This window comes from Sphingomonas sp. Ant20 (assembly GCF_000783375.1).
Lineage (GTDB): Bacteria > Pseudomonadota > Alphaproteobacteria > Sphingomonadales > Sphingomonadaceae > Sphingomonas > Sphingomonas aerolata.
On the sequence record NZ_JRVI01000001.1, the window covers coordinates 1 to 22,970 of the forward strand.

General features: G+C 67.2%; 8 protein-coding genes and 6 pseudogenes. 7 read left to right on the forward strand and 7 right to left on the reverse strand.

The genetic code is table 11. The features are described from left to right. Positions 1 to 208: 208 nt before the first annotated feature. Positions 209 to 784, reverse strand: coding sequence for a helix-turn-helix domain-containing protein (locus NI18_RS00005; protein ID WP_320481913.1), 576 nt, complete (start codon positions 782 to 784; stop codon positions 209 to 211). A 128-nt stretch (positions 785 to 912) separates the two neighbouring features. Between NI18_RS00005 and NI18_RS00010 the strand changes: the two are divergent. The 3 pseudogenes from NI18_RS00010 (at position 913) to NI18_RS00020 (ending at position 6,795) form a co-directional block, all read left to right on the forward strand. Further along, a pseudogene (locus tag NI18_RS00010) lies at positions 913 to 2,114 on the forward strand (efflux RND transporter periplasmic adaptor subunit). 6 nt (positions 2,115 to 2,120) lie between these two features. Continuing rightward, positions 2,121 to 5,305, forward strand: a pseudogene (locus NI18_RS00015) (efflux RND transporter permease subunit). Between the two features lie 4 nt (positions 5,306 to 5,309). Next, positions 5,310 to 6,795 (forward strand): annotated as a pseudogene (locus NI18_RS00020) (efflux transporter outer membrane subunit). A gap of 68 nt (positions 6,796 to 6,863) precedes the next feature. On the opposite strand, the gene NI18_RS00025 reads toward NI18_RS00020, so the two are convergent. Next, positions 6,864 to 7,487 carry an NAD(P)H-dependent oxidoreductase gene (locus tag NI18_RS00025; protein WP_052148883.1) on the reverse strand — a complete coding sequence of 208 codons (624 nt, stop codon included), beginning with the start codon at positions 7,485 to 7,487 and terminating at the stop codon, positions 6,864 to 6,866. A 121-nt stretch (positions 7,488 to 7,608) separates the two neighbouring features. Between NI18_RS00025 and NI18_RS00030 the strand changes: the two are divergent. The 3 genes and pseudogenes from NI18_RS00030 (at position 7,609) to NI18_RS00040 (ending at position 11,842) form a co-directional block, all read left to right on the forward strand. Next, positions 7,609 to 9,796 (forward strand): annotated as a pseudogene (locus NI18_RS00030) (PBP1A family penicillin-binding protein). A gap of 116 nt (positions 9,797 to 9,912) precedes the next feature. Continuing rightward, positions 9,913 to 10,914 carry a beta-eliminating lyase-related protein gene (locus NI18_RS00035; protein ID WP_031441549.1) on the forward strand — a complete coding sequence of 334 codons (1,002 nt, stop codon included), beginning with the start codon at positions 9,913 to 9,915 and terminating at the stop codon, positions 10,912 to 10,914. Continuing rightward, positions 10,911 to 11,842: pseudogene (locus tag NI18_RS00040) on the forward strand (EamA family transporter). Before NI18_RS00035 ends, NI18_RS00040 begins: the two are co-directional and overlap by 4 nt. Here NI18_RS00040 and NI18_RS00045 read toward each other — a convergent pair. Continuing rightward, the gene (locus NI18_RS00045) at positions 11,755 to 12,591 is read right to left on the reverse strand and encodes an epimerase (RefSeq protein ID WP_031441547.1); all 837 of its coding nucleotides are present in this window, start codon (positions 12,589 to 12,591) and stop codon (positions 11,755 to 11,757) included. The pseudogene NI18_RS00040 and the gene NI18_RS00045 sit on opposite strands and share 88 nt — an antisense overlap. Then, positions 12,588 to 14,342: a M28 family metallopeptidase gene (locus tag NI18_RS00050; RefSeq protein ID WP_037527145.1), complete on the reverse strand. Its 1,755-nt coding sequence runs from the start codon at positions 14,340 to 14,342 to the stop codon at positions 12,588 to 12,590. Before NI18_RS00050 ends, NI18_RS00045 begins: the two co-directional genes overlap by 4 nt. A gap of 119 nt (positions 14,343 to 14,461) precedes the next feature. Between NI18_RS00050 and pepN the strand changes: the two genes are divergently transcribed. After that, positions 14,462 to 17,074 carry an aminopeptidase N gene (gene pepN / locus NI18_RS00055; RefSeq protein ID WP_037527147.1) on the forward strand — a complete coding sequence of 871 codons (2,613 nt, stop codon included), beginning with the start codon at positions 14,462 to 14,464 and terminating at the stop codon, positions 17,072 to 17,074. Positions 17,075 to 17,108: 34 nt separating this feature from the next. Here pepN and NI18_RS00060 read toward each other — a convergent pair whose 3' ends face one another. The 3 genes and pseudogenes from NI18_RS00060 to gltB form a co-directional block, all read right to left on the reverse strand. Continuing rightward, a complete protein-coding gene (locus NI18_RS00060) occupies positions 17,109 to 17,453 on the reverse strand; it encodes a tRNA-binding protein (RefSeq protein ID WP_031441545.1) in 345 nt (114 codons plus the stop codon). Positions 17,454 to 17,455: 2 nt separating this feature from the next. Then, on the reverse strand, positions 17,456 to 18,130 hold the full coding sequence (locus NI18_RS00065; RefSeq protein WP_031396481.1) for a glutathione S-transferase family protein: 675 nt from the start codon (positions 18,128 to 18,130) through the stop codon (positions 17,456 to 17,458). Between the two features lie 325 nt (positions 18,131 to 18,455). After that, positions 18,456 to 22,969: pseudogene (gene gltB / locus NI18_RS00070) on the reverse strand (glutamate synthase large subunit). Position 22,970: the final 1 nt, after the last annotated feature.

Genomic DNA, 22,970 nt, shown 5'->3' on the forward strand with positions numbered 1-22,970 from the left:
GGGGTGCCCGCCCCCGTCTGTGCCAGTGCCGCCGCCGGCCACAGGCCCGTGGCCGCAAGGGCCATCATGATGTCGCGTCGTGTCGTTTCGGTCATGGACCGCTTATCCGACTTCGCGCGCCGCAGTGCAACAATCGGTAATGCCCCGCACCGCCGCCCGCCCGCCAAACGGGGCCGCCTGCCCCGTCGTCAGGACACCGTGTCGTGTCTCAGAGCGCGTGGAGCGCCGCGAGGATCATGCGCCCGGTGACTTCTGCGGTCTCGGTCTCGGACAGCCGCGGACAGGACAGTGTCCGATGCCCCAGCCCGAACATGCACGCCAGCACCAGCTCCTCCGCGCCGTCGAGCGCATCCGCCGACAACGCGGGATTGGCGACGCAGGCGAGATCGCGCACCACCGCGCGAAACCCCGCGCACAGCGAACCGATCGTGTCCGCGACCTCGCCGTTGCGATGCGCTTCCGCCATAATATCAAACGACAACGCCTCATCCCCCTTGGCGAGCGACCGCCGCGCGAGCTCGACAAATCCGCGCTCGATCGACAGCCGCCCCGTCGACACGTCGTCGGTCAGCTTGCGCAGGTCTGAGAGTTTGGCCTCGGCATCCTCGAGGATCAGCGCCTGGATCAGCGCGTTCTTGCCGGTAAACAGGCGGTAGATCTGGCCGACGCTGACGTCCGCAGCGGCAGCCAGTTCGGCCATCGACGTCTGATGGAATCCCTGCGTCGCATAAAGATGCCGGGCCGCATCAACGATGTGCGAACGCGCCGACTTCTCATGTTGCACTGCACTCAAAATTCCACTCCGGACGACGTTTTAACTTGACCCGGCGTTCGCACGTCCATAGCGGCGGCGCAAGCGGAATGAACGTTCATTCCGGTGAACTCTTCTGCACGGACGTCGGGATGCTCAACATGCAGCGATTGAATCTCAAGGGATCGGTGGCCCTGGCCGCGCTGGCGCTGATGGCGGCGTGCAGCAAGGAAGAGGCCCCCCCGCCCCCGCCGACGCCCACGGTCGGCGTCGTGACGGTCGCGCAGGAGGCGGTGACGCTCACCACCGAGTTGCCGGGGCGGATTGCCGCGGTGGAGACGTCCGAAGTGCGGCCGCAGGTGTCGGGCGTCATCCGCCGTCGCCTGTTCACCGAGGGCGCGATGGTCCGTTCGGGCCAGGTCTCTACGAGATCGAGGACGCCCCCTATCGCGCCGCGCTCGGCACTGCGCAGGGCCAGCTTGGCGCCGCGCAGTCGCAGATCAATGCGACCCGACTCCAGGCGCAGCGTTACGGCCAGCTCGTCGCGCTGAACGCGGTCAGCAAGCAGGAGGCGGACAACGCCACCGCGTCCGCACAACAGGCGCGTGCCAATGTTGCAGCGCAGCGTGCAGCGGTCGAATCCGCGCGCGTGAACCTCAATTTCACCCGCATCAAGGCGCCGATCTCGGGTCGTATCGGCCGTTCGATCTTCACCGCCGGCGCGCTCGTCCAGACCGGGCAGACCGACGCGCTCGCGACGATCCAGCGGACCGACACCGTCTATGTCGACGTCACCCAGTCGGCGGCGCAGCTGCTCGACCTGAAGGCGGCGATGGCGTCGGGCGGCGTGACGCGCGGCGACGGTACCGCACGCGTCCAGCTGATCCTGCCCAACGGCCAGACCTATCCGATCGAGGGTCGCCTGCAATTCGCGGAAGTGACCGTCGACCCCGCGACGGGCGCGGTCACGCTGCGCGCCAGCTTCCCCAATCCCAACGGGCTGTTGCTGCCGGGCATGTATGTCCGCGCCAAGCTGGTCGAGGGTATCCGCAGCCAGGCGATCATGGCCCCGCAGGAAGGCATCACGCGCGATCCGCGCGGCAAGGCGACCGCGATGGTCGTCACCGCGCAGAACAAGGTCGAGCAGCGCAATGTCGTCACCGACCGCGTGATCGGCGACAAGTGGATCGTCACCAGCGGGCTGAAGCCCGGCGACAAGCTGATCGTCGAGGGGCTGCTCAACCTGCGCCCCGGCACGACCGTCAAGCCCGCCGCTCCGCAGCAGGTCGGCAAGGCCGGTGGCAAGGACGCTGCCGGGAATGCCGCAGCTGGCGGCGCCGCCTCCACGCAGGCCGGGAAGTAACGCCTCATGTCACGCTATTTCATCGATAGACCCATCTTCGCATGGGTCATCGCGATCATCCTGATGCTGGCCGGCGTCCTGGCGATCCGGTCGCTGCCGATCGCGCAGTTCCCCGAGATCGCCGCGCCCAAGGTGACGGTCGCAACGTCCTATCCGGGCGCCGACGCGCAGACGCTCGAGAACACGACGACGCAGATCATCGAGCAGCAGATGAAGGGGATCGACAACCTTCGCTACTTTGCATCGACCAGCGATGGCGCGGGCAATCTCGCGATCACGCTGACCTTCGAACAGGGCACCGACGCGGACATCGCGCAGGTCCAGGTGCAGAACAAGCTGCAACAGGCGACCCCGCTCCTGCCGCAGGAAGTGCAGCAGGCCGGGCTTCGCGTGACCAAGGCGACCGCCAACTTCCTGCTCGTGATCGCCGCCTATTCGCAGGACGGCAGCCATGACCAGGTCGATCTCGGCGATCTGATCGCCTCCAAGCTCCAGGATCCGCTCAGCCGGATCAAGGGCGTCGGCGACACGCAGGTGTTCGGCGCGCAATATTCGATGCGGATCTGGGTCGATCCGTTCAAGATGTCGAACCTCGGCGTCACCGTCACCGACATCACCTCGGCAATCACCGCGCAGAACGCACAGGTTTCCGCCGGTCAGGTCGGCAGCCTTCCCGCGGTCAAGGGCCAGGCGCTCAACGCGACCGTCACCGCGCAGTCGCGTCTGCAGACTCCGGAACAGTTCCGCCAGATCATCATTCGCTCGGCCACCGGCGGCGCCACCGTGCGCCTTGCCGATGTCGCCCGGGTCGAAATGGGCTCGGAAAACTACAGCTTCCAGGCGCGCTACAACCGCAAGCAGGCAGCAGGCTTCGGCGTGAAGCTGGCGCCGGGCGCCAACGCGCTCGACACCGTCACGCTGGTGAAGGCCGAGGTCGAGAAGATCGCCAAGCAGTTCCCGGCCGACGTCAAGATCGCCTATCCGGTCGACAATTCGACGTTCGTCCGGCTGTCGGTCGAACAGGTGGTCCACACGCTGATCGAGGCGATCATCCTCGTCTTCCTCGTGATGTTCCTCTTCCTCCAGAACTTCCGCGCCACGCTCATCCCGACGATCGCGGTGCCGGTCGTGCTGCTCGGCTCGCTCGCCGTGCTTCAGGTCGCGGGCTTCACGATCAACACGCTGACGCTGTTCGGCATGGTGCTGGCGATCGGCCTGCTCGTCGATGACGCGATCGTCGTCGTCGAGAATGTCGAACGCCTGATCCAGGAAGAGGGGCTGAGCCCCAAGGAGGCCGCCAAGAAATCGATGGACGAGATCAGCGGCGCGCTGGTCGGCATCGGCCTCGTGCTGTCCGCGGTGTTCCTGCCGATGGCGTTCTTCAGCGGCTCGACCGGCGTGATCTTCCGCCAGTTCTCGATCACCATCGTCTCGTCGATGGTGCTTTCGGTGCTGGTCGCGCTGATCCTGACGCCCGCACTCTGCGCCACCATCCTGAAGCCGTCCAAGCAGGATCACGGCGACAAGAAGGGCTTTTTCGGCTGGTTCAACCGGACCTTCGATCGCGGCGTCGACAGATATGGCAAGGGCCTGCGCCGCGTCGAAAAGGGCTGGGTACGGACGATGATCGTCTATGCGGTCATCGTCGGCGCGATGCTGTTCGTCTTCCTGCGACTGCCCTCGGGCTTCCTTCCCGAAGAGGATCAGGGCCTGATGTTCGCGCAGGTGTCGATGCCCACGGGCACGACGATGGAAGAGACTGCGCGGACGATGGACAAGCTGCGCGATCACTTCCTGGTCGACGAGAAGGCCAACATTGCGGGCATCTTCACGATCAGTGGCTTCGGCTTTGTCGGCCAGGGTCAGAATGTCGGTCTCGCCTTCATCCAGCTCAAGCCGTGGGAGGATCGCGAAGGCGACGCGAATACCGTCGCCGCGGTCGCCCAGCGCGCGAACCAGGCCCTCGCCGGGATCCGCGCCGGCATGGTGATCGGCTTCGTGCCGCCCGCCGTGCAGGAACTGGGCAACGCCAACGGCTTCGACTTCATGCTGAAGGACAATGCCGGCGTCGGCCACGACAAGCTGCTCGAGGCACGCAACATGCTGCTCGGCATGGCCAGCCAGGACAAGCGCCTGATGCAGGTCCGTCCGAACGGCCTGGAGGATGCGCCACAGCTCAAACTGAACGTCGACCAGGCCCAGGCAGGCGCGCTCGGCCTGAGTCAGGCGGACATCAACACCACCGTCAGCACCGCGTTCGGCGGATCGTACATCAACGACTTCATCGACCGCGGTCGCGTGAAGAAGGTGTTCGTCCAGGCCGATGCGCCGTTCCGCAAGTCGCCCGCAGACCTCGGCAATTTCTATGTCCGCGGCGCGACCAACGCGATGACGCCGATGTCGTCCTTCTCGACCACCGGCTGGACCTACGGTCCCGCACGTCTCGAACGCTATAACGGCGTCGCCTCGTTCGAGATCATGGGGTCGCCCGCACCCGGCGTCAGCAGCGGCACCGCGATCAAGGCGATGGAGGAAATGGCGGCCAAGCTGCCCCCCGGCATCGGCTATGAGTGGACCGGCCTCAGCTATGAGGAACAGCTTTCGGGCGGGCAGTCGACCTATGTCTATGCGCTGTCGCTGCTGATCGTGTTCCTGTGCCTTGCCGCACTGTACGAGAGCTGGTCGATCCCGATCGCCGTGCTCCTCGTCGTACCGCTCGGCGTGCTCGGTGCGGTGCTCGCGGCGATGTCGCGGGGCTCAACAACGACATCTATCTCCAGGTCGGCCTGATCACGACGATCGGCGTGGCGGCGAAGAACGCGATCCTGATCGTCGAGTTCGCCGAGGAAAAGATGGGTGACGGGATGAATGCGGCGGATGCCGCGGTCGAGGCCGCCAAGCTGCGTCTTCGCCCGATCCTGATGACCTCGTTCGCGTTCATCTTCGGCGTTCTCCCGCTCGCGCTGTCGAGCGGTGCGGGCGCGGGCGGCCAGAACGCAATCGGCTGGGCGGTGGTGGGCGGCATGCTGTCCGCGACTGTGCTCGCGATATTCTTCGTGCCGCTGTTCTTCCTGCTCGTGAAGCGCGTCTTCAAGCAGGACAAGCCCGGCCAGCAGGACGGAGACCGCCACCGTGATGACACCCGTGACGGCGACACCACGACCCACGACCAGCGGCCGCAGGAGGCCTGATCCGATGTTCTCGCGCAAAATCGCTCTGACGTTCGCCGCCGGGCTCACGCTCGCCGGCTGCAACTTGGCCCCGAAATATGTCCGGCCCGAGATTCCGGTGGCTCCGTCAACGCCGACCGGACCGGCTTATGCGGCGACCGATGCGGCGGGTGCGATCATGCCCGCGGACACCGCATGGGAGGCGTTCTTTACCGACGACCGCCTGCGCCGCGTCATTCGCACCGCGCTCGACAACAACCGCGATGTCCGCATCGCGGTTGCCAATGTCGCGCAGGCGCGGGCGCAATATCGCGTCCAGCGCGCGGACCTGTTCCCGACGCTGGGTGCGACGGGCAGCGCAACCTATCAGAAGTCCCCCTTCGGCGCCGTCGGTGGCGGTACGGGCGGCACGACGGGCGGCGGTACTGGAGGCGGCAACGGCGGCGGCGGCACCGGTGCCGGGGCCGGTCGCCGGCGGCGGCCGGTTCGATATCTATTCGGCCAATCTCGGCGTCTCGGCCTGGGAGATCGATCTGTTCGGCCGGGTCCGCAATCTGACCCAGGCGCAGCAGCAGGCCTATTTCGCCGCGGAGGAAAACCGCAACGCCGCGCAGGTGTCGCTGATCGCGGAAACCGCGACAGCCTGGCTGACGATGGCGGCGGACCAGGATCGGCTGAAGATCGCGCAGGACACCGAACGGGCCTTTGGGGAAACGCTCAAGCTGACGCAGGATCGATTCCGCATCGGCATCGCGTCCGAACTCGAAGTGCGCCAGGCGCGGACGACCTATGACCAGGCGCGCTCCGACATCGCCGACGCGACGACGCTCATCGCGCAGGACCAGAACGCACTCAACCTGCTCGCAGGCACCACGCTGAGCGCCGACCTGCTGCCGGCCCGGATGCCGGAGAAGACGCCGACGCTGGAAAACCTGCCCGCCAACCTGTCCTCCGAAGTCCTGCTGCGCCGCCCCGACGTCGCGGCCGCCGAGCATCAGCTGATTGCGGCGAACGCCAATATCGGTGCGGCCCGCGCGGCGTTCTTCCCCAATATCTCGCTGACCGCGTCGCTCGGCACGCTGAGCCTCGGCCTGTCGAACCTGTTCGGCAAGGGCAGCGAATCCTGGTCGGTCGCGCCGTCGATCACGCAGCCGATCTTCGACTTCGGTCGCAACAAGGGCAATCTGGACTACGCCAAGGCCTCGCGCGACGCGATGCTCGCTACCTATGAGAAGAGCGTCCAGACCGGCTTCCGTGAAGTCGCCGATGCGCTCGCGCGCCGCGGTACGATCAACGGCCAGCTCGAAGCGCAGACGTCGCTGCGCGACAATGCGGCGGGCGCGTTCAACCTGTCGCAACTGCGCTTCCGCGCGGGGATCGATCCGTTCCTCAACACGCTCGATTCACAGCGGTCGCTCTACACCGCGCAGCAGAGCCTGCTGGCGACGCGGCTGGTCCGCGATACCAATGCGGTCGAGCTCTATCGCGCGCTCGGCGGCGGGCTGCGCTAACACCGGCCCGTCCCGCCCACCGCGTCATTCCGGGCCAGGCCCGGGTGACGCGGCGGTGCGACGCGCGGTCAGTTTGCCGGTTCGGACAAAGGTGCGAACCGCGCGACCTGCCGGCCGACCAGCCGAAGCTGCTCGAGGACCGCGGGATCGCTCGCCCCGCCCTCGGCATCGAATTTCGTCACCTGTGTGTTGATCGCCGCTGCGAATGGCGTCGGCCAGCCGCGAAGTGCGTGGACGATCGAGCGCAGCGCCGCGATCGTGCTGCCCGTCGCCTGCCAGCCATAGGCGGTCGCGATCAGCCCGACCGGCATGTCCGCCAGATAGGGCCGTTCGGCATCACGTGCGGTTTCCTCGAGCAGGTCGAGCGCATTCTTCACCACGCCTGAGATGCTGCCATGATAGCCCGGGCTGGCGATGATCACCGCCGATGCCGCGCGCACCGCCGCGACAAAGGCACGCTCGTCCTCGGTCCGCTCGGTCGCCTTGGGATCGTAAAGCGGCAGCCGGGCCATGTCCGCGCCGCCGAACATCTGTGTCCGGTATCCGTGTCGCTCGACCGAATCGAGCGCGATCCGCAATGCGCGCTCGGTCGACGACACGCCGCCGATCGTCCCGCCAATGCCGACGACAAGCGGCAGGGAGGGCGATAGAGAGTCGGTAGCTGCCACGGTGTCACCCTGTTCGAACGTCATCATTATGCTCTTCCCCGTTTCGCCCGGTGATGACAACAGGCCAATGCTGTCGCTCAGCGCGCGTACACGTTAAGCGTGCGCATAGGCTTGTCCGAACTGTCATAGAACGATAACACACCAGATGCCCGACCGCTGGAACGATCCGATGCGCCCCGATCCCTTCGACCCCGCCCGATCCGGCTCCGGCATGTCCGGCGAACGCGAGCCCTATGCCTATGAACGCGAACGGTTGATCACCGAGCGCGAACGCCTGCGCGAGAAATATGAGCGCGAGCGACTGGGCGAAGATCCGGACGGCAATTACGATCCCCGCCAGGACGATGGCTACCCCCAGCCCGCAACACCGCGGCGCAGGCGGGGCGGGATCGGCCGGTGGATCGTGCGCGGCACCGGTATCGGCATCATCCTGCTGGTGATCGCGATCATCTGGCTGGCGATCACCGCGCCCCTGTCGAAATCACTGCAGCCGCCGACCCCGCCCTCGATCACGCTGACCGCCGATGACGGCACGCCGATCGCACGGCGCGGCGCGATCATCGGCAAACCGGTCGACGCGGCGACGCTGCCGCCGCACGTGCGCGAGGCGTTCCTCGCGATCGAGGACCGCCGCTTCTATTCGCACTGGGGTATCGACCCGCGCGGGATCGCGCGCGCGGCCTGGGCGAATCTCGGGTCGGGCGGGGTGCGTCAGGGCGGCAGCACGATCACGCAACAGCTTGCGAAGAACGCGTTCCTCGATTCGGATCGCACCGCGACGCGCAAGATCCGCGAGGCGATGATCGCCGTCTGGCTCGAGGCATGGCTGTCGAAGGACGAGATCCTCTCGCGCTATCTGTCGAACGTGTATTTCGGCGACAACACCTATGGGATCAGCGCGGCTGCCAAGCATTATTTCGGCCGGACACCCGCGGCGCTGAACGTCGGCCAGGCAGCGATGCTCGCCGGCCTGGTCAAGGCGCCGTCGCGGCTCGCCCCGACCTCCAACCTCGAGGGTGCGCGCAAGCGTGAAGCCGTCGTCGTCGGCGCGATGGTCGCCGCAGGCTTCCTTACCGAAGCGGAGGGCGATGCGGTCCGCCCGCAACGCGTGCTGGCGAACCGCCCGACGCAACTCCCCAACGGCACCTATTTCGCCGACTGGATCCTGCCCGAGGCGCGCGACCAGGCGGGCGAGGTGAAGACCGAGACGACCGTCCGGACCACGCTCGATCCGCGGCTGCAACGCGCCGCCGAACGCACCGTCGCGCGCGCGGACTGCGCGAGGCGCAGGTCGCGCTGGTGGCGATGCGCCCCGACGGCCGGGTCGTCGCGATGGTCGGTGGCAAGGATTACCGCAAGAGCCCGTTCAACCGCGCGACGCAGGCGCGTCGCCAGCCCGGATCGACGTCAAGCTGTTCGTCTATCTCGCCGCGATGCGCGCGGGGATGACACCCGATTCGACGATCGAGGACCGCCCGGTGACGATCGGCGACTGGACGCCCAAGAACAGCGACGGCCGCTATCAGGGGACGATCACGCTGCGCCAGGCATTTGCCCGATCGTCCAACGTTGCCGCCGCCCGGCTGACGCAACAGGTCGGCGTCCGGGCGGTGATCAAGGCCGCGCGCGACCTGGGGATTTCCACGCCCATTCCGAACGAGGCGACGATCGGCCTCGGCACCTCGACCGTGTCGCTGCTCGAACTGACCGCCGCCTATGCCGCGATCGCGCGCGAGACCTATCCGGTGCAGCCGCGCGGGCTGGCCGATGTTCGGGAAAAGGGCTGGTATCAGTCGCTGACCGGCGGTTCGACCGCCCTGCCGCCGAAGATCCATGACGAGATGCTCGATCTGCTCGCCGCCTCGATCCGCAACGGAACCGGGCGGAGCGCCAACCTGACGGTCGATGCGTTCGGCAAGACCGGGACGACGTCGGACAACAAGGATGCGCTGTTCGTCGGCTTCGCGCGCGACCTGGTGGTCGGCGTATGGGTCGGCAACGACGACAATAGTTCGAATCCCGGCCTGTCTGGCGGTGGCATCCCGGCGCGGATTTGGCGCGACTTCATGCAGTCCGCGCTGGGCATCGCCCCCGTCGCCGCCCCCGCGCCGCCGGTCGAGGAAATCGACCCCGATGCACTGCCCCCCGAAGACGGGGACAACAGCGTCCTGCCGCTCGGCGGCGAGATCGAGGGGCTCGGCTTCAACCTGAAGATGGGCGAGGACGGGACGATCTCGGTCGGCCCCGCACGCCGCGATCGACCGGAGGATGGGCCACCACGCGACGATCGCCGGCCGCCCGAGGAGGAACCGGGATTTGACGAGGGGCAGTAGTTCGATCCCCCGCCGTCATCCTGACGAAAGTCAGGCCCCGGGATAACGACGTCGAAGGGGGCGACCCAGGCGAAGCGCCCGTTGACGCCATCACTGCATCGCAGCATGTCCTCACCATGCGCTTTTTCTCCGACAACGCCGCCAAGATCCATCCGCAGGTCATGGCCGCGATCGCCGCCGCCGATACGCTCGACACCGCCTATGCGGGCGATCAATGGAGCCAGCAGCTCGACGGCCGCCTGTCGGCGCTGTTCGAGACCGAGGTCGCGGTGCTGTGGGTGCCCACCGGCACGGCCGCCAACTGCCTCGCGCTCGCCGCGCTGTGCCCGCCGCATGGCGGCATCGTCTGCCACCGCGACGCGCATATCCAGAACGACGAGGGCGGCGCGCCCGAATTCTACACCCACGGCGCCAAGCTGTTCCTCGCCGATGGGGAGGGCGCGAAGCTGACACCGTCGACGATCCGCACCGTTCTCGACGCGATCCCCGACGACGTCCACCGCGTCCAGCCGCACGCGATCTCGATCACCAACGCCACCGAATATGGCCAGGTTTACCGCCCCCACGAAGTCGCCGAGATCGGCGCGCTCGCGCGTGAGCGCGGCCTCGGCTTCCACATGGACGGCGCACGTTTTGCAAATGCGATGGTCCATGCGGGATGCTCGCCCGCCGACATGACGTGGCGCGCAGGCGTCGACGCGCTGAGTTTCGGCTTCGTCAAGAACGGCGCGATGAGCGCGGAGGCGCTGGTGTTCTTCAAACCCCAGCTCGCCGCCGTCACCCAGTATCGCCGCAAGAGGGCGGGCCTGCTCCTGTCAAAGGGGCGATACCTCGCCGCACAGATCCTCGCGATGCTCGAGGACGACCTCTGGCTCGCCAATGGCGAGGCCGCGAACCAGGCTGCCACGCGACTGGCCGCGGCCGCGGGCGACCGCCTCGTCCATCCGGTCGAGGCCAACGAGGTCTTTCTCCGCGCGACCCCCGACGAGGCCGCCGCGCTCCGCGCGCAGGGGTTCGATTTCTATGACTGGGCAGCGGGCGAGATCCGGCTGGTGACCGCGTGGGACACACCGGTCGGTCCGGTCGACCAGCTCGCGGACGCGATCCGGTCGTTATGACCGGGCCGTCCGGTTCGCCGCAACCCCCGATCCAGTCGACGCGCGCGGCGGTGCTGGTCCCGTTCGGGATCGTCACGCTGATCTGGGGGTCGACCTGGCTCGTCATCCGCGACCAGATCGCGGTGGTGCCGCCGAGCTGGTCGATCAGCTACCGCTTCCTCATCGCCGGCATTGCGATGGCCATCTATGCGCGGGTGAAGCGCGAAAGCCTCCTGCTCGACGCCCGCGGCTACGCCTTTGCCGCGATCATCGGCACCGCGCTGTTCACGTTCAACTTCAACTTCGTCTACCGTGCCGAGCATTATGTGACGTCGGGGCTGGTCGCGGTGGTCTTCGCGTTGCTGCTCGTCCCCAACGCGGTGTTCGGCCGCATCTTCCTGGGGCAGAAGCTCGGGCGACAATTGATGCTCGGGTGCGCCGTCGCGATGGCGGGCGTCGCATTGCTGTTCGTCAACGAGGCGCGGGTCGATCCGCATGGTCCGCAGTCCGCGACCATCGGCATCGCCCTGACGCTGGGCGGCGTCCTGGCCGCGTCGATCGCCAATGTCATGCAGGGCAGCGCGTTTGCGAAACGCTATCCGATGGCCCCGATGCTGGCGATCGCGATGCTGATCGGCGCGACGCTCGACGCGACCTTCGCCTGGATCACCACCGGGCCGCCGGTGTTCGAGCTGCGGCTGGGCTATATCGCCGGGATCCTCTATCTCGCATCTTCGCCTCCGCGCTCGCCTTCCCGCTCTATTTCAACGTCATCCGCGCGATCGGGCCTGCCAAGGCGGCCTATTCGGGGGTGATCGTCCCGGTCATCGCGATGATCTTATCGACGATCTTCGAGCATTATCACTGGTCGACGCTGGCGGTGGCCGGTGCGGTACTCGCAGGGGCAGGACTCGTCATCGCGCTCAGCGCCCGCAGACCCGCCCGGTAATCCGGCCAGGTCGGGGTCCAGCGCAGGACGCGCTTCGCCTTGCCGTTCGCGACCCGCCGGTTCTCGGCATAGAAACCACGGCCCATCGCCGACAGCTGCTCGATCGTCACGAACGGCGGCGCGGGCAGACCGAGCAGCGCCGCGGCGAAGGCGACGACGTCGTTCTGCGACGCCGGAACGTCATCCGCCAGATTATAGGCGCCCGCCGGCGCATCGAACGCCGCGATCACGCCCGCGCCGATATCGTCGACATGCGCGCGACTGAACACCTGGCCCGGCTGGTCTATCCGGTGCGCCTTGCCCTCGCGCACGCGGTCGAGCGGCGACCGGCCGGGGCCGTAGATGCCGGGCAGGCGAAAGGTCCGCGCGCCGATCGCGAGCCAGTCGGCATCCGCCGCCGCGCGCGCACTCCGGCGTCCGCCGCCGATCGGCGCGGTCTCGTCGACCCAGGCACCACCGGCATCGCCGTAGACGCCGGTCGACGACAGATAGCCGAGCCAGGCGCGCGTTCTAAGCAGCGCCGCTCCGTAGCGCGCCAGAACGGGGTCGGCGTCATGCTCGGGCGGGACCGAGGACAGGATATGCGTCGCCGCGGCGATCTCCGTCATGACCGCGGCGGCGTCGTCGAACCGGATCGTGCCGTCGCGACCGTCGCGCGACGTGCCGACGACATGCCACCCGTCCCCGGCCAGGCGGCGTGCGATCCGCGACGCGGTATAGCCGAGGCCGAAGACGAGCAGCCGGCTCATTTCGCGGCCGCCGCCCGACCCATCGGGCCCTTGTAGAGCGTGCCGAAATAGTCGCCCGCATTCCAGACCGGCCGCTCCGCGCCATCGGCGATCTCACGCGCGATCCGGTAGTTCGCATCAACGAACCGCACGCCCTGATCCCACAGGATCGGCTGCGACAGATCGTCAGACGGCTTGTGATAATTGTTCGCCATGAAATAGGCGACCGCGGCCTTGCCCGGCCCCTTCTGCCCCGGCCACAGGAACACCGCCGGGATCCCCTTCTGAACGAAGCGGAAATGATCCGAGCGGACGAAGATTCCCTCTTCGGGCATCGGATCGGGCGACAGGCCGACACCGATCGCCGCGACCGCCGTCTGGACGATCGGACCGAGCGTCGATCGCTCCGCGCCGAACACCACCATGTCCTCGAACTTGTAGGTCAGGATCGGCATGTCGAGGTTCACGTCCGCGACGATATTGGCGAGCGGCACGGTCGGGTGGTTGGTGAAATAATCGCTGCCGACCAGCCCCTTTTCCTCGCCCGTGACCGCGAGGAAGATCAACGTGCGCTTCGAACCCTTGCCGCTGGTCGTGAAGCGCTTGGCTTCCTCGATCAGGCTGGCGATGCCGATCGCATTGTCGAGCGCGCCGTTGTTGAGCGCATCGCCGTCCTTCGCGCCGTTCGCGGGCCGGGTGATGCCGATATGGTCGAGATGCGCGGACAGCACGACGACCTCCTTGCCGAGCACCGGATCGGTGCCGGGAATGACGCCGACGACATTGCTGCTTGCCGCCGGCGCGAAGCTCGTCTTGGTCGCGACCGTCAGCGTGCCCGCAAGCGGTGCGGACCTGAACTTGGCATTGTCCGACCGCGCCTGCTTGGCGATCGCCTTCCACGACGCGCCGAACAACTTGGTCGCGCCTGCGACGCTCAGCGTGCCGAGCGACGGCGCGCCGGGCGCGTCGACCTTGCCGGTGCCGTCGGGGTTGGCCCAGGTCATCCGGGCAGCGTCGTAAAATTGTGCAGATCGCGCGAACGGGCGGGCCTTGGCGGTGCGCGGGCTTTCGAGCGTGATCACGCCGACCGCCCCCTTGCTTTCGGCGGTCCGGGCCTTGGTGCCGCCGGATCCGAAAAAGGCACGTTCCTCGCCGCTGAACCGCGCCGGCGCACCACCGAAATAGGCGACGATCTTGCCGCGCACGTCGACGCCGGCATAGTCGTTCTGGCCGTATTGCGGGGCGTCGATGCCATAACCGACGAACACGATCGGCGCCGACACCGCGGTATCCGCCTTCGCACCGTTGGCGGCGGGGACATAATCTGCCGCAAACACGAGCGGCTGCGCGGCGCCAGACTGCGGCGTCCAGGTGAAGCTGCCCTTGTCCGCGGCCTTGTAGCTGACCAGCGGCACGCGCTGCAGATAGCCGGCATCGTCACCACCTGGCCGCAGACCGGCGGCATAGAATTGCGCCGCGACATATTGCGCGGCGATGTCGAACTCGGGGCTGCCCGCCTCGCGCCCCTTCATCGCATCGGAGGCGAGGAACAGGACGTGCGCCTTCATCGCCGCCTGATCCGCCGGCAGCGGCGCTGCGAGCCGTGCATTGAGGATCGCCGGGTCGGGCTTTGCCGCCGGGGTGGCCGCCGGGGTGGACCCCGATGCGGCTGCCGGTGTCGGCGCGGCGGCTTTCGGTTGCGGGGCCGACGTCTGCGCCAGCGTCGCCGTGGAGAGGGCGAGCACCGAGAGCGCGCCGATGAACCGATACATGCCGAAATCCTCGCAAGACGAACGTGTTGCAGCCGGGTAGCACGCCGGCCGCGACACGCAAGCACAGCCCGGCAAGCTTTGGCTGGCGGAGCCCGCGACGGCCCCTATATTCGACGTCTATGCTCGACATCCAACACAGCCTCGCCCAGCCCGACATCGCTGCCCCGGTCGCCATTCGCCGGGTGGATTATACGGCGCCGGCCTGGCTGGTGCCGACGACACGGCTGGAGTTCACGCTCGATCCGTCCGCGACGCGCGTCATCGCGACGCTGTCCGTCACCCGCAACGGTGACCACCGCGATCCGCTGAAGCTCGATGGGGCAGGCCAGCGACCGCTGTCGATCATGGTCGACGGCGTCGCGGTCAACGACTGGCATTTCGAGGGCGAGCAGCTGGTGATCCCCCTGTCGGGCGACGCGCATGTCGTCGAGACCGAGGTCGAGATCGCCCCCGACCGCAACACCCAGCTGATGGGGCTCTATGCCTCGGGCGGCAATCTGTGCACGCAGTGCGAGGCGGAGGGGTTTCGCCGCATCACCTATTTCCCCGACCGCCCCGACGTGCTCAGCCGCTATTCGGTGCGGATGACGGCGGACAAGGCGCGCTTCCCCGTGCTGCTGGCGAACGGCGACCCCGTCGCACAGGGCGATCTCGCCGATGGCCGCCACTGGGCGGAATGGAACGACCCCTTCCCCAAGCCCTCCTATCTCTTCGCGATCGTCGCCGGGGATCTCGCGGTCAATTCGGGCCGTTTCACGACGATGTCGGGGCGCGAGGTTTCGCTCGGCATCTGGGTGCGCAAGGCGGACCTCGCCAAGACCGATCATGCGCTCGAGGCGCTGGCGCTCTCCATGGCCTGGGACGAGGCGACCTATGGCCGCGAATATGATCTCGACGTGTTCAACATCGTCGCGGTCGACGACTTCAACTTCGGCGCGATGGAGAACAAGGGGCTCAACATCTTCAACTCGCGCTACATCCTGGCCGACCCCGATACCGCGACCGATTACGACTATGACGCGATCGCCGCGGTCGTCGCGCATGAATATTTCCACAACTGGTCGGGCAACCGGATCACCTGCCGCGACTGGTTCCAGCTGTCGCTGAAGGAGGGCTTCACGGTCTATCGCGACCAGGGTTTCTCCGCCGACCAGGGCAGCCGTGCGGTCAAGCGGATCGAGGACGTCCGCGGCCTGCGTGCGTCGCAGTTTCCCGAGGATTCAGGGCCGCTCGCGCATCCCGTCCGCCCCGAATCCTATCAGGAGATCTCCAACTTCTACACCGCGACGATCTACAACAAGGGCGCCGAGCTGATCCGCATGATGGCGGCGATCCTCGGGCCGAAGAACTTCCGGGCGGGGACCGATCTGTATTTCGACCGCTTCGACGGCACCGCCGCGACCTGCGAGGATTTCGTCGCCAGCATGGAAGAGGCGAGCGGGATCGATCTGACGCAGTTCCGCCTCTGGTATTCGCAGGCGGGCACCCCGCGCCTCTCGGCGAGCCTGTCGCATGATCCCGTGGCGCAGAGCGCGACGCTGACCCTGGCACAGCATGTACCCGCCACGCCGGGCCAGCCGGACAAGGCGCCGATGGTCCTGCCGCTCGCGATCAAGCTGTTCGGCGCCGACACGGGCACCGCGCTGATCGACGAACGGCTCGTCCTGCTCGACGGGCCGGGCGAGACGATCCGGTTCGAGGGGATCGACGAACGCCCGGTCCTGTCGATCAATCGCGGCTTTTCCGCGCCGGTCGTGGTCGAAAGCGATCGCAGCGCCGCGGATCTCGCCTTTCTCAGCGCGCATGACGACGATCCCTTCGCGCGGTACGAGGCGATGCAGCAGCTGATGCTCGAGACGCTCGTGGCCAGCGCGAGCACGGGTCGCGCGGAGCATGACGGTGTGATCGCCGCGGTCGCCCGGACGCTGGAGGATCCCGATCTCGACCCCGCCTTCATCGCCGAAGCGGTGATGCTCCCCTCCGAGAGTTTTATCGGCGACCAGATGCGGATCGTCGATCCCGACGCCATCTTCCGCGCGCGCGACGGCCTGCGTCGCGATCTCGGCACGCAGCTCGAACGCCAGTGGCGCCAGGCGCATGCGCGCGCCGGTTCGGCACCCTTTGCCTATACGCCCGAGGGCAAGGGCCTGCGCCGGCTGCGCTCGGTCGCGCTCGCCTATATCATGGCGAGCGACGCCCCCGACGCCGCCGAACTGGCACTCGCGCAGTTCGAGGGGGCGGACAACATGACCGACCGCCAGGGCGCGCTGACCGCGCTCGTCAGCTCGACGGCGGCACAGCGCGACGCGGCGCTCGACCGCTTCTACGCGCGCTACAGCAGCAATCCGCTGGTGCTCGACAAGTGGTTCCAGACCCAGGCCCAGTCGTCGCGCGACGATACCGGCACGGTCGTCGCGGCGCTCGCCCGCCATCCCGACTTCACGCTGACCAATCCGAACCGCGCGCGCGCGCTCATCGGCGCGTTCGCGGCGAACCAGCGCGCCTTCCATGCGATCGACGGCAGCGGCTATCGCTTCCTCGCGGATCATCTGATCGCGCTCGACCGGCTCAATCCGCAGACGGCGGCAAAGCTCCTGCCGCCGCTTGGTCGCTGGCGCCGGTTCGACGCCAAACGCGCCGGGCTGATGCGCGCGGAACTCGAGCGGATCCTGAACACGCCCGGCTTGTCGCGCGACATGGTCGAGCAGAGCTCGAAAAGCCTCGAGGGCTAGGATCCGGGCCGTATTCGGCCCGGACGGCGCCGCGTCAGAAGAGGCGGCCGCCGTTCGGGACGGGCTCGGACGGTGCGATCAGCACGACCTTGCCGTCGGCATCGGGAAAGCCCAGCGTCAGCACCTCGGACATCATCGGCCCGATCTGCCGCGGTGGAAAATTGACCACCGCGGCGACTTGGCGGCCGACGAGCGTCTCGGGCGAATAATGGTCGGTGATCTGGGCCGAGGATCGCTTGGTCCCGATCGTGTCACCGAAATCGATCGTCAGCTTGAACGCAGGCTTGCGGGCCTCGGGAAAGGGCTCGACCGCGATGATCGTCCCGACCCGGATATCCACCCTAGCAAAGTCGTCGAACGCGATTCCGGGCTCGGCCATCGTCAGAAGTCCACATTGTCGTAATGCGCGGGCGGCGCGATCAATTCCATGCGCTCGCTCAGCAAGGGACGAAAGCTCGGCCGGCTCTTGAACCCGCGATACCAGCGTGCCGTCTGGTCGTGCCCCTTCCAGTCGATCCCGCCGAGATAATCCGTGACCGAGATCTGCGCCGCGGCGGCCAGATCAACGAGGCTCATCGTCGCGCCGCCGAGCCAGTTGCGGTGATCGAGCAGGTAATCGGTGTAGTCCAGATGCCCCACCGCTGCCTTCATCGCCTCGCGCAGGCCCTTGGCATCGGGTGCGGCGCGGTGCGCGAGGCGCTTGACCATCCGCTCGTGGAGCAAGGGGCCGGTCACGTCGCGATAGAAATGCGTGTCGAACCACGTCACCAGCCGGCGGATCTCCGCGCGGTTGGTCGCGGTGCCGTTGATCATCGCCGACTTCTCGACGGTTTCCTCGAAAAATTCGCAGATCGCCATCGAATCGATCAGCGGCGCGACGCCGCGCGACGCATCGACCATCACCGGCGTCTGCCCCGCGGGGTTCATGTCCATGAACTCGTCACGCCGTTCCCAGGGCGATTCGCGGACGAGCTCGTAGCCGATGCCCTTCTCACCCAGCAGCAAGCGCACCTTTCGCGAGAAGGGACATAAGGGGAATTGATAAAGCTGCCACATAGCGTCCGTTTAGGCGGCATCGGGCGGGTGTGTCACTAGCGCGGGTTTGCCGGTGCGTAAGAAGATTGGGTTCGCGCGGAGGCGCGGAGGCGCGGAGGTGTTGCGCTCGCTGTGAGCGAAGCTCCTTCATCACCGTTCGCGATCGAAAAGCGACGAGGGGATTCAAGCTCCGCGTCTCCGCGTCTCCGCGTGAACCCCCTTCTTTCCCCCCTCCCCCGGCGAAGGCCGGGGCCCAATTGGGGGCCGTAGGTAACGAAGCACCGCGCTCCGTTACTGCGACCTTTTCAACTGGGCCCCGGCCTTCGCCGGGGTGGTGGAAGCACCGCTATTCCGCCGCGACCAGCTCCGCGCTGTCGTCCAGCGGATGCGGCAGGCGCGTCAGCATTTCCTTCGGCACGATCTGCCAGAAATGCGGTGCCACCCGGTCCCAGTCCTCGAGCAGGCCCTTCGACCATTTGCTGTCGGTCGTATCCGCATGGTCGCGCACCAGGTCGAGCAGGACGTCCGCCCAGTGGAGCGACTTCACCCGGTCCCAGGTGATGTTCTCGGGATTGGCGCGCTTTGCGAACAGACCCTCGGGATCATAGACGAACGCCATCCCCCCGGTCATCCCGGCGCCGAAGTTCGCCCCCACCGCGCCGAGGACGACCGCGATTCCGTTGGTCATATACTCGCAGCCGTTCGCGCCGCAGCCCTCGACGACCACGGTCGCGCCCGAGTTGCGGACTGCGAACCGCTCGCCCGCCTGCCCCGCCGCGAACAGCCGGCCGCTGGTCGCGCCATAGAGCACGGTGTTGCCGATGATCGTGTTGTCCTGGCTGGCGAGCGGCGAACTCACCGCGGGCCGGACGATGATCGTCCCCCCCGACAGTCCCTTGCCGACATAGTCGTTCGAATCGCCGAACACCTCGAGCGTGATCCCCTTGCAGAGGAACGCACCGAGCGACTGGCCCGCCGAGCCGCGCAACCGGATCGTGACGTGATCGTCGGCGAGCGTCGACATGCCGAACTTGCGCGTGATCTCGCTCGACAGCCGCGTGCCCACCGCGCGGTGCGTGTTGCGCACCGAATAGGTCAGCTGCATCTTCTCGCCGCGCGAGAACACCGCCGCGGCATCCTTGATGATCTGCGCGTCGAGGCTGTCGGGCACTTCGTTGCGGAAGGTCGAGAGCGAGAAGCGCCGCTCGGCATCCGACGCGTCGACCTTGGCGAGGATCGGGTTGAGATCGAGATCGTCGAGATGCTCGGCACCACGGCTGACCTGCCGCAACAGCTCGGTACGGCCGATCACGTCGTCGAGGCTCTTCACGCCCAGCCGCGCGAGGATGTCGCGGACTTCCTCGGCGATGAACGTCATCAGGTTGATGACCTTCTCGGGCGTGCCGACGAACTTCTGCCTGAGCGCGTCGTTCTGCGTGCAGATACCGACCGGACAGGTGTTCGAATGACACTGGCGGACCATGATGCAGCCCATCGCCACCAGCGACAGCGTGCCGATCCCGAACTCTTCCGCGCCGAGGATCGCGGCGATCACGATGTCGCGTCCGGTCTTGAGCCCGCCATCGGTGCGCAGCCGCACGCGCCCGCGCAGGCCGTTGAGCGTCAGCACCTGGTTGACCTCGGACAGCCCCATTTCCCACGGCGTGCCCGCATATTTGATCGACGTCTGCGGCGACGCGCCGGTCCCGCCGACATGCCCCGCGATCAGGATCACGTCGGCATGCGCCTTCGCGACGCCCGCCGCCACGGTGCCGATGCCCGCCGAGCTGACGAGCTTCACACAGACCCGCGCGCGCGGATTGATCTGCTTCAGGTCGTAGATGAGCTGCGCCAGATCCTCGATCGAGTAGATGTCATGGTGCGGCGGCGGCGAGATCAACGTCACGCCGGGCGTCGCATGACGCAGCTTGGCGATAAACTCGGTCACCTTGAAGCCGGGCAGCTGGCCGCCCTCGCCGGGCTTGGCGCCCTGCGCGACCTTGACCTCGATCTCCTCGCACGCGTTCAGATATTCCGCGGTCACGCCGAACCGGCCGGAGGCGATCTGCTTGATCGTCGAGTTCGCATTGTCGCCGTTCGCGTACGGCACGAAGCGCGACTTGTCCTCGCCACCCTCGCCCGACACCGCCTTCGCGCCGATCCGGTTCATCGCGATCGCCAGCGTCTCGTGCGCCTCGGGAGAGAGAGCGCCGAGCGACATGCCCGGCGTCACGAACCGCTTGCGGATCTCGGTGATCGCCTCGACCTGGTCGACGGGCACGCCCTCGGCCGGGAAGTTAAACTGGAGAAGGTCGCGCAGATACACCGGCGGCAGGTCGGACACCCCGCGCGAGAATTGCAGATAGCTCGTATAGCTGTCGGTCGCGACCGCGGTCTGGAGCAGGTGCATCAGCTGCGCCGAATAGGCATGCGTCTCGCCGGTGTGGCGCTGGCGATAGAATCCGCCGATCGGCAGCGTCGCGACCGCCGGATCGAACGCCGCTTCGTGGCGATCGGTCGCGTTGACGTGGAGCGAGGCATAGCCCTCGCCGCTGATCTTCGCGGGCATGCCGGGGAACAGGTCGTTCACCAGGCTGCGCGACAGGCCGACCGCCTCGAAATTATAGCCGCCGCGGTAGGACGATATGACCGCGATGCCCATCTTCGACATGATCTTGAGCAGCCCCTCTTCGACCGCGACGCGGTGGCGGCGGAGGCATTCGGCGAGATCGAGATCACCGAACAGCCCGCGGCTCTGGCGATCGACGATCGCGGCCTCGGCCAGATACGCGTTCACGGTGGTCGCGCCGACGCCGATCAGCACGGCATAATAGTGCGTGTCGAGGCATTCCGCGGTGCGCACGTTGATCGACGCATAGGAGCGCAGGCCGCGACGGACGAGATGCGTGTGCACCGCCGCCACCGCGAGCACGCCGGCGATGCCGACGCGGTCCTCGCCGATCGCCTCGTCGGTCAGGAACAGTTCGCTCTTGCCCTGGCGGACCGCCTGCTCGGCCTCGTTGCGGATCCGCTGGATCGCCGCGCGCAGCTTCTCCGGGCCGCCGCCCGCGTCGAAGGTGCAGTCGATCTCGGCGACCGCGCCGCCGAAATGCGCCTTCAGCCGCGCCCAATGCTCACCGGTGAGCACCGGTGAATCGAGCACCAGCACGCGCTCGCGCTGGTCGCGCACGTCGAGGATGTTGGCGAGATTGCCGAACCGCGTCTTGAGCGACATCACGTGCCGCTCGCGCAGCGGGTCGATTGGCGGGTTTGTCACCTGGCTGAAATTCTGGCGGAAGAACTGGCTAATCAGCCGCGGCTTGTCCGAAATGACCGCGAGCGGCGTGTCGTCGCCCATCGATCCGATCGCTTCCTTGGCCGATTCGACCATCGGCGACAGGATCAGCTCCATGTCCTCGATCGTCTGCCCGGCCGCGACCTGGCGTCGCGCCAGCTCGGCGCGATCATAGCGGACCACGGCGTCCTCGACCGACGGCAGGTCTGCCAGCGTGTGGAACTCGCCGATCATCGCGGCATAGTCGGCCTCGCCGGAGATGCGATCCTTGACCGCGCGGTCCTGCAACAGCCGTCCTTCGTCGAGGTCGACCGCGATCATCTCGCCCGGCCCGAGCCGCCCCTTGGCGATGATCGTCGATTCGGGGACGACAACCATCCCGCTTTCCGATCCGACGATCAGCAGCCCGTCGACGGTCAACGTGTAGCGCAGCGGCCTGAGCGCGTTGCGGTCCATGCCTGCGACGGCCCAGCGGCCATCGGTCATCGCCAGCGCGGCCGGGCCGTCCCATGGCTCCATCACCGACGCCAGATACTGGTACATCGCGCGGTGCTCGGGCGGCATGTCGGGGCTCGCGGCCTCGGGCACCAGCATCAGCTTTGCGGTCGGCGCGTCGCGGCCCGAGCGGCAGATCGCCTCGAACACCGCATCGAGCGCGGCGGTATCGGACGCGCCTGCCGGGATCACCGGCTTGATGTCCTCCGAATTATCGCCGAACGCGAGGCTCGCCATCCGGATCTCGTGGGAGAGCATCCAGTTCTTGTTGCCGCGGATCGTGTTGATTTCGCCGTTATGCGCAAGGCACCGGAACGGTTGCGCCAGCCACCATTGCGGGAAGGTGTTGGTCGAATAGCGCTGATGGAAGATCGCGACGCGGCTCTCGAACCGCTGGTCGCACAAATCGGGATAGAAGACCGACAGCGATTCGGCGAGGAAGAGCCCCTTGTAGATGATCGAGCGGCACGACAGCGAACAGATGTAGAAGCCCTGGATCTGCGCCGCGATCACGCGCTTCTCGATACGCCTGCGGACCAGGTACAGCGTCTTCTCGAACTCGGCGGCGTCCTGTTCTTCGGGCAGCGGCCCGGCGATCATGATCTGCTCGATCTCGGGGCGCGTCGCCTGCGCCTTCTGGCCGATCACCGACACGTCGACGGGCACCTGGCGCCAGCATAGATGGTATAGCCCGCCTCGATGATCGCGCTCTCGACGATCGTCCGGCAATCCTCCTGCGCCCCCAGATCGGTGCGCGGCAGGAAGATCATGCCGACCGCGAGCCGGTTCGGCCGCACCTTGTGCCCCGAAGCGGCGACCGCATCGTCGAAGAACTTGAGCGGAAGGTCGATGTGAAGACCTGCGCCATCACCGGTCTTGCCGTCCGCATCGACCGCGCCGCGGTGCCACACCGCCTTCAGCGCATCGACCGCGGACTGCACGACGCGCCGCGACGCGCGGCCATCGGTCGCGGCGACGAGACCCACGCCGCAGGCATCACCCTCGAATTCGGGACGGTACATGCCGTGCTCGGCGAGATATTGGCGCTGATCGGTGCTGGAGTCGGTCATC